At 63.4% G+C, this 14,084-nt stretch carries 9 protein-coding genes and 1 tRNA gene; 6 read left to right on the top strand and 4 right to left on the bottom strand.

The annotated features are described in order from the left end of the window. Nucleotides 1-124 precede the first annotated feature (124 nt). Nucleotides 125-198 (bottom strand) — tRNA-Leu (locus tag HMPREF3227_RS03680). 99 nt (nucleotides 199-297) lie between these two features. Between HMPREF3227_RS03680 and polA the strand changes: the two genes are divergently transcribed. Continuing rightward, nucleotides 298-2,973 (top strand): DNA polymerase I, encoded by a 2,676-nt coding sequence (gene polA, locus HMPREF3227_RS03675; RefSeq protein WP_066510354.1) that lies wholly within the window; start codon nucleotides 298-300, stop codon nucleotides 2,971-2,973. After that, nucleotides 2,957-3,892, top strand: a complete 936-nt coding sequence (locus HMPREF3227_RS03670) for a DNA glycosylase AlkZ-like family protein (RefSeq protein WP_066510346.1) — start codon at nucleotides 2,957-2,959, stop codon at nucleotides 3,890-3,892. Before polA ends, HMPREF3227_RS03670 begins: the two co-directional genes overlap by 17 nt. Here HMPREF3227_RS03670 and HMPREF3227_RS03665 read toward each other — a convergent pair. Both HMPREF3227_RS03665 and HMPREF3227_RS03660 read right to left on the bottom strand, forming a co-directional pair. Continuing rightward, a complete protein-coding gene (locus HMPREF3227_RS03665) occupies nucleotides 3,889-4,314 on the bottom strand; it encodes an RDD family protein (protein WP_066484507.1) in 426 nt (141 codons plus the stop codon). The genes HMPREF3227_RS03670 and HMPREF3227_RS03665 overlap by 4 nt on opposite strands. 11 nt (nucleotides 4,315-4,325) lie before the next feature. Continuing rightward, nucleotides 4,326-5,066 carry a class I SAM-dependent methyltransferase gene (locus tag HMPREF3227_RS03660; RefSeq protein ID WP_066510341.1) on the bottom strand — a complete coding sequence of 247 codons (741 nt, stop codon included), beginning with the start codon at nucleotides 5,064-5,066 and terminating at the stop codon, nucleotides 4,326-4,328. A 287-nt stretch (nucleotides 5,067-5,353) separates the two neighbouring features. On the opposite strand from HMPREF3227_RS03660, the gene rpsA reads away from it, so the two are divergent. The 3 genes from rpsA (at nucleotide 5,354) to coaE (ending at nucleotide 9,904) form a co-directional block, all read left to right on the top strand. Beyond that, nucleotides 5,354-6,811 carry a 30S ribosomal protein S1 gene (gene rpsA / locus HMPREF3227_RS03655; protein ID WP_066484734.1) on the top strand — a complete coding sequence of 486 codons (1,458 nt, stop codon included), beginning with the start codon at nucleotides 5,354-5,356 and terminating at the stop codon, nucleotides 6,809-6,811. A gap of 341 nt (nucleotides 6,812-7,152) precedes the next feature. After that, on the top strand, nucleotides 7,153-9,219 hold the full coding sequence (locus HMPREF3227_RS03650; RefSeq protein ID WP_066510459.1) for a glucose PTS transporter subunit IIA: 2,067 nt from the start codon (nucleotides 7,153-7,155) through the stop codon (nucleotides 9,217-9,219). Nucleotides 9,220-9,304: 85 nt separating this feature from the next. After that, nucleotides 9,305-9,904 carry a dephospho-CoA kinase gene (gene coaE / locus HMPREF3227_RS03645; RefSeq protein WP_066484502.1) on the top strand — a complete coding sequence of 200 codons (600 nt, stop codon included), beginning with the start codon at nucleotides 9,305-9,307 and terminating at the stop codon, nucleotides 9,902-9,904. A 137-nt stretch (nucleotides 9,905-10,041) separates the two neighbouring features. Here the strand turns inward: coaE and HMPREF3227_RS03640 are convergent, their stop codons facing one another. Continuing rightward, nucleotides 10,042-11,427 (bottom strand): DUF4185 domain-containing protein, encoded by a 1,386-nt coding sequence (locus HMPREF3227_RS03640; protein WP_066510338.1) that lies wholly within the window; start codon nucleotides 11,425-11,427, stop codon nucleotides 10,042-10,044. 399 nt (nucleotides 11,428-11,826) lie between these two features. On the opposite strand from HMPREF3227_RS03640, the gene uvrB reads away from it, so the two are divergent. Continuing rightward, nucleotides 11,827-13,938 (top strand): excinuclease ABC subunit UvrB, encoded by a 2,112-nt coding sequence (uvrB, locus tag HMPREF3227_RS03635; protein ID WP_066510334.1) that lies wholly within the window; start codon nucleotides 11,827-11,829, stop codon nucleotides 13,936-13,938. The last annotated feature ends 146 nt before the right edge of the window (nucleotides 13,939-14,084 follow it).

The raw sequence follows: 14,084 nt of genomic DNA, 5'->3' as shown, positions 1-14,084 counted from the left end.
GTACACGGGCTGATATTTCTCCCCAGCGGTTCGCTGGCGGGAGGATTTCTTGGGACATTGAGTCGATTCGTGCGCTATGCATGCACAATCGCCGGCCAGAAATTTCTCTGACCGGCGATGATTGTGCCCCTGGTGAGACTCGAACTCACACTGAACGGGTTTTGAATCCGTTGCCTCTGCCAATTGGGCTACAGGGGCGCACGCGTCCTTCAACGCTGGGACATACTTTAGCGGAATCCAATCCTTGCGTCCTAATCGGTACACCCATCCGGCGAGCAGCGGCCCATGGCCTCTAGGATGGGCCAGGTGACTGACTCAACGACGCCTCGCCTTTTGCTCATCGACGGCCACTCCATGGCTTTCCGCGCGTTCTACGCGCTGCCGGCGGAGAACTTCTCTACGACTGGCGGCCAGCACACCAACGCGGTCTACGGATTTTTGTCCATGCTGGCCAATATCGTGGCCGAGGAGAAACCGGATTCTATGGCCGTGGCCTTCGACGTGGGACGCAAGACGTTCCGCACGGAGATGTTCCCGGAGTACAAGGCGCAGCGCGAGGCCGCGCCGGAGGAGTTCCGCGGCCAGGTTGAGCTCATCCGTGAGGTCCTGCAGACGCTGGGCATTACGACGCTCTCGCGCGAGAACTTTGAGGCCGACGACATCGTGGCCACGCTCGCAACGGAGGCGACGAACTACGACACACTCATCGTCACCGGCGACCGTGACTACCTGCAGCTCGTCAACGACACGACGACGGTGCTCTATCCTATGCGCGGCGTGTCGACGCTGCATCGCTTTACGCCCGCCGCGGTGGAGGAGAAGTACCAGCTCACCCCGGCGCAATACCCGGACTTCGCGGCGCTGCGCGGCGACCCGTCGGATAACCTGCCGGGCGTGCCTAAGGTCGGCGAGAAGACCGCCACCAAGTGGATCCTCCAGTACGGTTCGCTCGACGAGCTCGTCGCCCACGCGGACGAGATTAAGGGCGTGGCGGGCCAGAACTTCCGCGACCGCATCGAGCAGGTGAAGATGAACCGCACGCTCACGCAGATGATCACGGACATGGACCTTGAGGTCGGCCCGGACGATCTCGCATTTAGGGGCGCGGCTGTCGCCGAGGTCGCCGCGAAGTTCGATGAGCTCGAGTTCGGTACTAACCTGCGTGAGCGCGTGTTGGCCGCTATCCCCAACGACGGCGGCAGCGCGCCGGAGGCGCAGCCGGCCGACGCGCCGACAGTGACTGTGGATGAGCTCAACCCCGGCGAACTGGCCAGCTGGCTCACCGGCTCCGCCGGCGAGCGAAAGAGTGGAGTCGCCGTCTACATCCAAGGCAACGGTCAGCCCGGTCGTGGCGATGCGTCGGCCCTTGCGCTCGTCGATGCGGAACATCACGGCATCCAGCTCGAGCTCGCGGACTTGGATGCCGCGGACGATAAGGCGCTCAAGGCCTGGCTTGAAGACGAAGAAGCGCAGAAGTATCTGCACGACTCCAAGGCGGCGTACCACATGCTGCTGGGCCGCGGCATTGAACTGGCGGGCGTCGCGCACGACACGGCGCTGGCCGCGTACCTGCTGCGCCCGGGTCAACGCACTTACGAGCTCTCGGACGTGTACCAGCGCCACCTGCAGCGCACGTTGGGCACGCCCAGCGATCAACTCTCGCTGCTAGAGGACACCTCGCTCGTCGATTCGGCGCTCGCCATCGCGGAGCTGGCCGTGGCGCTCACGGCGGACCTCGAGGAGATCGACTCGCTCGAACTCTACGCCGACCTCGAGCTGCCGCTCGCGGGCATCCTCGCGCGCATGGAGGCCACCGGCATCGCGGTGGACATGAGTCGCCTGGAGGACCAACTCGAGCTCTTTGCCGAGCAGGTCGCGCAGCAGGAGCAGGCCGCGCGCGAGATTGCTGAAGACGACAAGCTCAACCTCAATTCGCCCAAGCAGCTTCAGGTCGTCCTCTTCGAGACGCTCGATCTGCCGAAGACGAAGAAGACAAAGACCGGCTACTCCACGGCCGCGAAGGAAATCGAGCAGCTTGCCGCGGAGCACCCGCATCCGTTCCTCGACCACCTCCTCGCGCACCGCGAGTACCAAAAGCTCAAGGTCACCCTCGAGGGCCTTATCAAGACGGTGCAGCCGGACGGGCGCATTCACACGACGTTCAACCAGACAGTTGCCTCGACCGGTCGACTCTCGTCCGCCGAGCCGAACCTGCAGAATATCCCGGTGCGTACTGAAGCGGGTCGCAAGATTCGCTCCGCCTTCGTCGTCGGCGAGGGCTACGAGACGCTGCTTACTGCGGATTATTCACAGATCGAGATGCGCGTCATGGCTCACCTGTCGGACGACCCGGGGCTCATCGAGGCTTACCGCGAGGGCGAGGACCTCCACAATTACGTCGGTTCGAAGGTCTTCGACGTCCCCGTCGACGAGGTCACGCCCGAGCTGCGCCGCCGCGTCAAGGCTATGTCCTATGGTCTCGTCTACGGTTTGTCCGCCTTCGGCCTGTCCCAGCAGCTGGGCATCCCGGCTGGCGAGGCGAGGACCATCATGGAGGCGTACTTCGACCGCTTCGGCGGCGTGAAGCGCTACCTCTCCGAGGTCGTCGAGCAGGCCCGCAAGGACGGCTACACCGCGACCATTTTCGGCCGCCGCCGCTACCTGCCGGAGCTCAACTCGGATAACCGCCTGGCCCGTGAGAACGCCGAGCGCGCCGCGCTCAACGCGCCGATTCAGGGCACGGCGGCGGACATTATCAAGATCGCTATGATCCGCGTCGACCGTGCGCTGCGCGGCATGAAGTCCCGCGTGTTGCTGCAGGTTCACGACGAATTGGTCGTCGAGGTCGCGCCGGGCGAGCGCGACGAGGTCAAGGCCATCCTCGAGCGCGAGATGGATTCCGCCATCGAGCTCAAGGTTCCGCTCGAGGTCTCCACCGGCGAGGGCACGGACTGGGATGCCGCAGGCCACTAACCGCGCGCTCGGCCGCGCCCGCCTCGCCACCCAAGGCCTAAGCACTCGCCGTTGGGCCTCGCCTGCCGATGCCGCCTCCGCCTTCGGTCTCATGCAAGGCCAAGACGTCGCCTCGGCGTTGCTCTCGCTGGAGCTGCGTGGCGGTCAGCTCACCGATGCGGACTGGGCCGAGCTGGTGCGCGGTTATCCCATGCGCAACACGTTGTTCGTGGGGACGCGCGCGGACATGGGCTGGATGACGGACCTCTGCGCGCGGCCGTTCAAGGAACACGTCGGGCAATTCCGCGACGTCCTCGAAGAGATTCCGGAATCCGGTTTTAGCCGCGCCGAGTTTAAGGCCCTGGCCACGCGCCTTCATCCGGAGCTGCCGCAGTACCGGGTGCTGCGCACGCTCATGGAGGAAAACCTCGTCTATTACACGGGGCGGGAGCAGCTCGTCACGCGGTTGCGCCTGCCGGGTCTCGCCGAGGTCTTCGGCGAGACGGAGGCCGCGCGCCGGGCGGCCGTCACGGAGCTCGCCACGCGCTACTTCCGGACGCATGCGCCGGCGACGCTCGATGACTTCGCGTGGTGGTCGAAGCTACCCAAGCGCACCATCGCCGCGGCCGCGCGCGACCTGCCGGATGACCTCGAAGTGCGTGATGGTCAGGTCATCGCCCTTGACGCGCCCGCACCCACTCCGCGCACGGCCTTCCTTCTCGGTGGTTTCGACGAATACATCCTTGGCTACCAGGACCGTCTCTTCGCGAGGGACGTGCAGACTCACGAGGTCCTCGTGCCCGGCAACCGCGGGGTGTTCCGTCGGCCCGTCGTCGTCGACGGCCAGGTGCGCGGCATGTGGACGAAGGCAGGCATCGAGGACCGTGGCATCCCGGCTTACGCGCAGCCGAAGCTCCGCCGCGCCTTTAAAGCACTCTAGGAGTGTCGTTCGACCATCGCGCCCGCGAGCAGGTCGAAGGGAGTCTGGCCCACGGCAAGCACGCTGAGCGCCAGGACCGCGACAATGATCTCGGTCGTGTACTGCGCCCAGCCCGCGCCGGTGAGGGTGAGCAGCGGCAGGAGGAGGTATGCGTTGCGCAGCGCCGCGCCCACGACGCCGCGGCGTGTTGCGAGGATCTCGAGTCGCAGAGACCACTTGCCTAGCGAGGTGTTCTTCCACCCCTCGAGGCCTACGCGGTAGGCGAAGAAGACCAGGGGAGTGAGCAGCGCCTCGACGTTGAAGGCCGGGTCGGCGAGTGCAAGCCAGGCCGCGCGCACCGCGATGACAACGACGGCGACGAGGAGGCCGTCGATCCACCACGCCAGTCCGCGGCGCACGAGCAAGAGGGCATTATCACGCATGGTGGATAAGCCTAGCGTTTCTCGTTCACGCAGCAGAAGATGGCGGTTCCGGGGAAGATCTCCCCGCGCAGCGGCGACCACTGGCCCCACGTCGTGGTGAGATGCTCGGGCCACTCCGGCTCGATGAGGTCCACGATGCGGAACGACCCGTCGGTCTGGAGGGCACGCAGCCACTGGCCCATGGTGCGGTGGAACTCGGCGTAGGTGAGCTCGCCGTCGGGCGAGTGCTCGAGGTAGGCGCCGTCGAAGTAACTCATCTCGGCGGTAAGCGCCTGCGGGTCGTCCGGGAAAATCCAACGCATGGGGTGGGGGACTGCGGCGACGAAGCGGCCTGCGGGGCGCAGGACGCGGGCGGCATCGGCAAGCGCAGCGTCGAGATTTTCAATAAAGGGGAGCGCGCCGAAGGCGGAGAAGACAACGTCGAAGGTGTTGTCGGCGAAGGGGAGGACGAGCGCGTCGGCCTGGACGAGGGGAGCGCCTTCCGGGGCACGGTCCAACATGGCGCGCGAGATATCCATGCCGATGGCGTAGGCGCCCTCGCCACGCAACCATGCGGTACACGGCGCGGAACCGCAGCCGAGCTCCAGGACGCGCTTGCCTCGGACGTCGCCTAACAGGTGGGCGTCGCGCTCGTGCAGCATCTCCGGGCACCAATAGAAACTTGAGAGATACTCAGGATGTTCCGAGTGGTATCGGGCGGCGTCCTGGTCCCAAAATGTCCGATTTGCCTGCGATGACGTCCGAATAGGCATTGTTTCTCCGATTGTTATTGTCGCGAGCCGCGCTGGCCGCGCGTAGCGTCGATTGTGTGCGGTGGGCGCGTCACCATTGTGTAGTGAGCTGCGAGTATGTAAGATGTTAAAGGCGTGTCTATGCCGCGCGCGCTTCCCGGCTACCGTAGGAGAGTCTCGAAGGGTGCAGCGACGGGATCAAAACCATCCTCCAACTAGTGCAGCTTTGCGCTGGTCGCGGGACGTTTTGAGATGACACGTAAATGTCCATTTACGACCTCCTACACCACATTCGGAGCATTTCTTACATGCCTACTTCTAACACCCCTCAGGTTGCGATCAACGATATCGGAACCGCTGAGGACTTCCTCGCCGCCGTCGACGCGACCATCAAGTACTTCAACGATGGTGACATCGTTGAGGGCACCGTCGTCAAGGTCGACCACGACGAGGTTCTGCTTGACATCGGATACAAGACCGAGGGCGTTATCCCGTCCCGCGAGCTGTCCATCAAGCACGACGTTGACCCGGACGAGGTCGTCGAGGTCGGTGACACCATCGACGCACTTGTTCTTACCAAGGAGGACAAGGAAGGCCGCCTGATCCTGTCCAAGAAGCGTGCTCAGTACGAGCGTGCCTGGGGCGCTATCGAGGATCTGCAGGCCAAGGACGAGCCGGTTACCGGTACCGTCATCGAGGTCGTCAAGGGCGGCCTCATCCTCGACATCGGCCTGCGCGGCTTCCTGCCGGCATCGCTCGTCGAGATGCGTCGCGTCCGCGACCTGGAGCCGTACATCGGCCAGGAGCTGGAAGCCAAGATCATCGAGCTCGACAAGCAGCGTAACAACGTTGTTCTGTCCCGCCGTGCATACCTCGAGCAGACCCAGTCTGAGGTCCGCTCCGAGTTCCTGCACCAGCTGCAGAAGGGCCAGGTCCGCAAGGGCGTCGTGTCCTCCATCGTCAACTTCGGCGCCTTCGTCGATCTCGGCGGTGTCGACGGCCTGGTTCACGTTTCCGAGCTGTCCTGGAAGCACATCGACCACCCGTCTGAGGTCGTCACCGTCGGCGACGAGGTCACTGTTGAGGTTCTCGACGTCGATCTCGACCGCGAGCGCGTCTCCCTGTCCCTGAAGGCTACCCAGGAAGATCCGTGGCGCGTCTTCGCCCGCACCCACGCTGTGGGCCAGATCGTCCCGGGCAAGGTCACCAAGCTCGTTCCGTTCGGTGCGTTCGTTCGCGTCGAAGAGGGCATCGAGGGCCTCGTTCACATCTCCGAGCTGGCTCAGCGCCACGTGGAGGTTCCGGACCAGGTCGTCACCGTTGGCCAGGAAGTCATGGTCAAGGTCATCGACATCGATCTCGAGCGTCGTCGTATCTCCCTGTCTGTTAAGCAGGCAGACGAGGACTACACCGACGAGTTCGATCCGTCGAAGTACGGCATGGCCGACTCCTACGACGAGCAGGGCAACTACGTCTTCCCCGAGGGCTTCGATCCGGAGACCAACGAGTGGAAGGAAGGCTTCGACGAGCAGCGTCAGGCTTGGGAGGCTCGCTACGCCGAGTCCGAGCGTCGCTTCAACCTGCACACCGCTCAGATCGAGCGCAACCGTGCAGCTGCCGCCGAGGCTGCCCAGCAGTCCGAGGCTTCGAACTACTCCTCCGAGTCCGCCGATGCAGCTCCGGCATCGAACGACAACGAGACTCACGGTTCGCTGGCTTCCGATGAGCAGCTCGCTGCTCTGCGCGACAAGCTCGCTGGCAACTAAAGGCTTTACGCCTTTCGCTCGTGCCGGTGTCTAACGCACCGTGCATGAACGAGGCCGCCGTCTGATTGAGGAATCAATCAGGCGGCGGCCTTCGCGCGTCTTGCTATGGCTCGCCACGCGTGAGAAATGCAACGCGCTGCTGTGATCTTTAAGACGCCCACGCGGGGCATAGGCACGTTTGTTCAATAGTGACCTTGCCTTTTGTCTCTGTTAAGTGTGCGTTAAGGCACAATCGGGCGTCTACGGTCTTTTGATCATGCCCGGATTAGAGTAATCTTCACAATGATATAGCCGCACACTGAGTGGTTATCACCATACGTCTCAATGAAGAGGAGTACGCCGTGGCATCGACCAAAGATACCGCGCAGCACATCATCAAAAATATTGGTGGCGCTGACAACATTACGTCTCTGACGCACTGCGCAACGCGCTTGCGTTTTCAGCTTGCTGACCCATCCAAGATTGACGAGAAGACTCTCGAATCTGACAAAGCCGTTCTCGGCACCGTGCACCAAGGCGAGCACGGATACCAGGTCGTCATGGGCGGCGGCGTCGCTGACTACTATCAGGCAATCATTAAGGAGCCAGGCATCGATCCGTCGGGCGAGCACAAGGGCAACGCACGCGGCCCGAAGATCGGTGCCGACGGCAAGAAGGAGTACGGCGGCATCCGCAAGACCGGGTGGGTCGACTACTGCTTCGAGTTCCTGTCTGACACCTTCCGCCCCATCCTGTGGGCGCTGCTCGGTGCCTCGCTGATTATCACCTTGCTCATTCTGGCCGATACTTTCGGCCTGCAGGACTTCCGCGCCGACATGGAAGACCAGCCGGCGGGCTACCAGCTCATGCATGCGATGTGGAGGTCAGTCTTCTACTTCCTGCCCATCATGATTGGCGCCACGGCGTCGAAGAAGCTGGGCGCGAACGAGTGGGTTGGCGCTGCTATTCCGGCCGCGTTGCTCACCCCGGAATTCATGGGTCTGTCCAATATCGCAGAGACGACCACGTTCCTGGGTGGCGACGCACAGAAGGTCGAGATCTTCGGCCTGCCGCTCATTCTCAACGACTACTCGTCCCAGGTCTTCCCGCCGCTGCTCGCTGCTATCGGTCTGTATTGGGTGGAAAAGGGCCTGAAGAAGATCATCCCGAGCTCTCTGCACATGGTGTTCGTGCCGTTCTTCTCCCTGCTCATCATGATCCCGCTCACGGCCTTCCTGCTCGGCCCGTTCGGCATTGGTATCGGCAACGGCATCTCCAACTTCCTGGCCGCCGTCAATAATTTCTCGCCGTTCGTCCTCGCTATCGTCATTCCGCTGCTGTACCCGTTCCTCGTCCCGCTTGGCCTGCACTGGCCGCTCAACGCGATTATGGTGCAAAACCTCGCCACCCTGGGTTACGACTTCATTCAGGGTCCGATGGGTGCCTGGAACTTTGCCTGCTTCGGTCTCGTCGCCGGCGTCCTCGTTGTCTCCATCAAGGAGCACAACAAGGCCATGCGCCAGGTCGCCACGGGTGGCCTCGCCGCAGGTCTGCTTGGTGGTGTTTCCGAGCCGTCCCTGTACGGTATCGTTCTGCGCTTTAAGAAGACCTACCCGCGCTTGCTGCCGGGCTGCTTCGCTGGCGGTGTCGTCATGGGTATCTTCAACATTAAGGCCAACGCCTTCGTCTTTACCTCGCTGCTTACTATCCCGGCCATGACCCCGGCTCTGGGTTACCTGCTCGGTGTCGCCGTCGCATTCTTCGTGTCCTTCTTCCTCGTCCTCTTCTTCGACTACCGTTCCCCGGAGGAGCGCGACGAAATCCGCGCCCAGATTGCGGCCGAGCGCGAGGCTGAGGGCAAGGAGCCGGTCGAGGTTGTCACTCCGGCTGCCGATGCCGCCCCTGCCGCAGCCGCCGCTGCAGCCCCGGCCGCCGTAGCCGTTGCCGCTCCGGCTTCCGAGGCCATCAAGCTCGACTCGCCGCTCGAAGGCGAAGCTGTAGAACTGTCCGAGGTTCCGGACCCAATTTTTGCTGGCGCCAAGCTCGGCGAGGGCATGGCCATCAAGCCGACCGGCAACACGGTCTACGCACCGGCTGACGGCAAGATCCTCACGGTCCAGAAGTCTGGCCACGCGGTCGGCCTGAGCCTCGATAACGGCGTCCAGCTGCTCATCCACGTCGGTCTCGACACCGTCGAGCTGGCCGGCGAGGGATTTACCGTCCACGTCGAGAAGAAGCAGCGCGTCTCTGCAGGCGACAAACTCATCACCTTCGACCATGAGTTCATCGAGTCCAAGGGCTACAACCTCATCACCCCGGTTGTCGTCACGAATACCTCCAAGTTCTTCTCCATCGAGGGCAAGGCCGGCGCGGTGACCCCGTCTGACCAGCTGCTCACGGTCACGCCGAAGACAAAGTCCGAAGAGTAATCAGCTCGCTTCGCCGCCGCGCTCGTCGCGGCGGCGTTCGCGTTTTTCCTGCCGGTGGCCCGCAGCTGTCGTAGGCTTGAACACCATGAAGCTCATTGGACTCACTGGCGGTATTGGCAGCGGCAAGTCGACGGTCGCGAGGCTGCTCGCGGAACGCGGGTGGAGCGTCGTGGACGCTGACCAGATAGCGCGCGAGATCGTGGAACCGGGGGAGCCGGCCCTCGCGGAACTCGTGGAGGCCTTCGGTGCAGACATCCTCGACGAGGCGGGCACGCTTCAGCGTGCCGAGCTCGCCCGCCGCGCCTTCGTCGACGCTGAGCACACTGCGAAACTCAACGCTATTACCCACCCGCGCATCCAGGAGCGCACACAGGAGCGCTTCGCCGAGGCGCGCGTCGCCGGCGTGGAGTACTGCGTCTACGATATGCCGCTGCTCGTGGACAATGGGCTCGATAGGGACATGGACGAGGTCCTTGTGGTCAACGTCGACGTGGAGGAGCGCGTGCGGCGTCTCGTCGCCCACCGCGGACTCGACGAGGCCGACGCCCGCCGCCGCATCGCGCAGCAGGTGCCCGACGAGGTGCGCCTGGCCGCGGCGACCTACGTCATCGACAACAACGGCGTGCTCGAGGACTTGGCACTCCAGGTCGATCGCGTCGCCGCCGCCATCGAGAAGGCCGAGTAACGCACCCGCATTGCTGCCCGACGAGTCTCGCTGCCGCGGCCGATCCTTGTCCCCTCCGCTGCGAAAAATGCGGCAACCGCGCGCCTCAGTCCGAGGACCGGCGGCGTGCGGTGTGCGCGTGAAGAAGCGAAGAAAGGCTACTTGTCTTCAGCGACGACGTCGCCGACGACCTTGACGCTGATATCCGCCGATGGGTTGTTCACGGCGTAATCGAGGTCGGTACGCATGACGTAGGTGTTGTAGTCGCCCCACGTCGACAGGACGTAGTAGAGGTTCTGGTCGTCGAGCTTCGGCAGAATGAAACCGCCGTAGAGCTGCGGGACATCGTGGCCGGAGATGAGCTCACGCGGCGCGGACCATTCGCCCTCGGGCGTATCGGCGGTGCGCATGACGAGTGCGTACTTGGCGGAGTCTAAGTACAGCGCCACGTACTTGTTGATGTACTTGTTGTAGACAACGGACATCTCGCCGAGCTTGCCAGGGTTCGAAGGACCGAAGACCGGCTCCAGGTCGCGGCGATCGGAGCTCCAGCTGTGGCCGTCCCAGTACTCGAAAGCAGACTCGGACGGGAACTCGCTTTCCTTGGCGCGGGAGAGATACGCGGTGCCCGCGCGGCCGTTCGGGGTGGAGTAGCGGTAGACGTAGCCGTCCTTGTCCGGGGTCTGGAGGAACGCGGACATCTGGAGCTTCTCGTTGCCGGTGTCGTAGCCCTTGCGGCCCGGCAGGATGATGTCGTTTGTGGCGTGCTCGTTGACGCGGGTGGAGTCACCGACGACGGACCAGGTGCGGCCGTCGTCCGTGGATTTCATGGTCGCAGCGTAGTTGGTGACCCACGGTGCATCTTTCGGCCATTTCTTGACGGACATGTAGTCGATGTAGTGGGTGCCGTTGATTTCGATGCCGGCGGTGGGGATGGTGGTGTGCTCGACGCCTGGGTTCTTCTCCGAGGAGATGAACTCGCGGGCCGTGCCGGAGCTCTGCCAGCCGTCGGAGGTGAGCGCCTGGTGGAGGCTCACGCCGTCGCCGTAGTTGAAGTCGCGGGTGCGCAGCAAGACATTGGAGCGCCAGCCGTTGCCCGAGCCGCTGCAGGAGAAGGTGTCGCCAAAGGCGAGGTACATGCGCGGCGTATTTTCTTCCGAGTTATCGAGGTAGGCGATGCCCAAGTCCGTGCTTGTGATACCCCACTTGCGGTCCGTGCGGTCCGGAGAGGAGGGGCCGGTGAGGAAGTGCATGGAGCGCGTTGGGCCCTCAGCCGTGATGAGCTGCTTGGCGACGCCCGTGGACGTTGCTTGCTTGACGGCGTCGGCCTGGGCGGGGCTGAGCGAGGAACCGCCGAAAGAGGAGCCGGCGAAGGAACCGAGGAGATCGGCAGCAGCATTGGCCTTGGGGCTTCCCACCTGGGAGGTGGACTGGGACGTGCACTGCTCCGCCTGCGCGACCGGAGTGGGTGCAAGGGTAGTAAACGGCAAGATGGCAATCGCTGCCGCGGTCGTAGACAGCTTGAGGAGAGAGGACTTCTTCATGGAGCCTTAGTCTAAACGTTTTGCGGCGCGAATGTTCATGTTGCCGCTGTGAGTTGTTCGCTGTGAGTTGTTCATTGTGGGGGATGAAGGTCCAGGGCCAGAGGAACGTGGGATTGTGGGCTTTTCAATAATCACACGGCCGTCGAGCTGCTCTCCGCCCTGCGCACCGGGACCTTTTGCCTCGCGGACTTTCGGCGCTCGTGCGTGCCGGTGGGTGAGGCGGCATCGGAAAGCAGGTGCATGGATGGGGAAGTCGAGGCCTGTGTGGCGCTCGGGGCGCACGCGAGCCAGCCGGTGGCGGATCGACGCCGTGTGGGAAGCCACAGGCGAGGCGGAGCGCTGGCCGCGGGCGATGCTATCGGCTAAGCCTGAAGGTGCGCGGGCGCTAGACTGGGCGGCATGGCTTTTGCTGCTGAACACCCCCTGCTTCCCGAATCCGAGCACCGCGTCGTTGGCGACATCGAGCGCAGAGAGAAGAAATTCGAGGTCGTCTCCGAATACAACCCGTCGGGCGACCAGCCCGCGGCGATTGCGGAGCTCGACGAGCGCCTGAGCCGCGGCGAGCGCGACGTCGTCCTCATGGGTGCGACCGGTACCGGTAAGTCGGCGACGGCCGCGTGGCTCATCGAGAAGCAGCAGCGCCCGACGCTCATCATGGCGCCGAATAAGACGCTCGCCGCGCAGCTGGCCAACGAACTGCGCCAGTTGCTACCGAATAACGCGGTGGAGTACTTCGTCTCGTACTACGACTACTACCAGCCGGAGGCGTATATCGCGCAGACGGATACCTACATCGAGAAGGACTCTTCGATTAATGAGGACGTGGAGCGTCTGCGCCACTCGGCGACCTCGGCGCTGCTTTCGCGGCGTGACGTCGTGGTCGTCTCCTCGGTGTCCTGTATCTATGGCTTGGGTACGCCGCAGTCCTACTTGGACCGCTCGGTGGTGCTCGATGTCGACGATGAGGTGGATCGCGACCGCTTCCTGCGCCTACTCGTGGATATTCAGTACGAGCGCAATGACGTTGGTTTTACCCGCGGCACGTTCCGCGTTAAGGGCGACACCGTGGATATCATTCCGGCCTACGAGGAGCGCGCAGTGCGCATCGAGTTCTTTGGCGATGACATCGACGGTCTCTACTACATCCACCCGCTCACCGGCGACGTCATCGAGCAGGTCAACGAGGTCCGCATCTTCCCCGCGACGCACTACGTGGCGGGCCCGGAGCGCATGGCGCGCGCGGTCGAGGACATCAAGGCGGAGCTCAAGGAACGCCTCGAAGACCTAGAAAACCGCGGCAAGTTGCTCGAGGCCCAGCGCCTGCGCATGCGCACGGAGTACGACCTCGAGATGATCGAGCAAGTCGGCTTCTGCTCCGGCATCGAGAACTACTCGCGACACATCGATGGCCGCCCCGCGGGCTCGGCGCCAGCGACGCTGCTCGATTACTTCCCAGAAGACTTCCTTACGATCATCGATGAGTCCCACGTCACCGTGCCGCAGATTGGCGGCATGTTCGAAGGCGATATGTCGCGTAAGCGCAACCTTGTGGAGTTCGGCTTCCGCCTGCCTTCGGCGGTGGATAACCGGCCGCTCACCTTCGACGAGTTCGAGGAACGCGTGGGACAGACCGTCTATATGTCGGCGACGCCGGGCAACTTCGAGCTCACCGCATCCGACGGCGAGTACGTGGAGCAGGTCATTCGCCCGACCGGCCTCATCGACCCGAAGGTCACGGTGCGCCCGACCAAGGGCCAGATCGACGACCTCATTGACGAAATCCGCACCCGCACGGAGAAGAAGGAGCGCGTGTTGGTCACGACGCTCACTAAGCGCATGGCCGAGGACCTCACGGACTACCTGCTCGAGCACGGCATTAAGGTACGCTACCTGCACTCCGATATCGATACGCTCCAGCGCGTCGAGCTCCTGCGTCAGCTGCGCATGGGCGAATACGACGTGCTCGTGGGCATCAACCTTCTGCGTGAGGGCCTCGACCTCCCGGAGGTCTCGCTCGTGGCTATCCTCGACGCGGATAAGGAAGGCTTCCTGCGTTCCACGACGTCGCTCATCCAGACCATCGGTCGCGCCGCGCGTAACGTCTCCGGCGAGGTCATCATGTACGCGGATAAGGTCACTGACTCCATGGCCGAGGCCATCGAGGAGACGGAGCGCCGCCGCGAGAAGCAGATTGCGTACAACAAGGAACACGGCATCGACCCGCAGCCGCTGCGCAAGAAGATCGCGGACATCCTTGACCAGGTCTACGAGAACGCGGATGCTGCCGATGCCGCCGAGGGCGCGGCGGCCGCGTCCGACCCGGCGTCCATGGTGGAGCGTCCGGATGTTTCGTCCATGGCGACGGAGGAGGTCCAGAAACTCATCGACGACCTCACGGCGCAGATGGGCGAGGCAGCGCGCGAGCTCAAGTTCGAACTTGCCGGCCGCCTGCGCGATGAGATCATGGATTTGAAGAAGGAGCTGCGCGGTCTCAAGGAGGCGGGCATCTAGCGACGGATGTCGCGCGCGGCAGCTGGCGCGGCAAAAGCTCGCCGCGGGTTCGTGCGCGAGTTTATACTCAACAGTAGTGTGTGACGAATCGCACCATGAGTGGGGCGCCGTCACTTTTTCTCAAGTGTTGATGTGAAAGGAATTCT

The organism is Corynebacterium sp. CMW7794, assembly GCF_001563605.1.
Taxonomy (GTDB): Bacteria; Actinomycetota; Actinomycetes; order Mycobacteriales; family Mycobacteriaceae; genus Corynebacterium; species Corynebacterium phoceense.
The sequence above is the reverse complement of the archived record's forward strand: the minus strand, read 5'-3'. Positions and strand labels throughout refer to the sequence as shown.

Excerpts from the sequence above, each read along its gene's own strand:
- uvrB (WP_066510334.1), top strand. The coding sequence starts at position 11,827 with ATGGCTTTTGCTGCTGAACACCCCCTGCTTCCCGAATCCGAGCACCGC.
- HMPREF3227_RS03665 (WP_066484507.1), bottom strand. The coding sequence starts at position 4,314 with ATGCGTGATAATGCCCTCTTGCTCGTGCGCCGCGGACTGGCGTGGTGG.
- HMPREF3227_RS03640 (WP_066510338.1), bottom strand. The coding sequence starts at position 11,427 with ATGAAGAAGTCCTCTCTCCTCAAGCTGTCTACGACCGCGGCAGCGATT.
- HMPREF3227_RS03670 (WP_066510346.1), top strand. The coding sequence starts at position 2,957 with ATGCCGCAGGCCACTAACCGCGCGCTCGGCCGCGCCCGCCTCGCCACC.
- rpsA (WP_066484734.1), top strand. The coding sequence starts at position 5,354 with ATGCCTACTTCTAACACCCCTCAGGTTGCGATCAACGATATCGGAACC.
- polA (WP_066510354.1), top strand. The coding sequence starts at position 298 with ATGGGCCAGGTGACTGACTCAACGACGCCTCGCCTTTTGCTCATCGAC.
- coaE (WP_066484502.1), top strand. The coding sequence starts at position 9,305 with ATGAAGCTCATTGGACTCACTGGCGGTATTGGCAGCGGCAAGTCGACG.
- HMPREF3227_RS03660 (WP_066510341.1), bottom strand. The coding sequence starts at position 5,066 with ATGCCTATTCGGACGTCATCGCAGGCAAATCGGACATTTTGGGACCAG.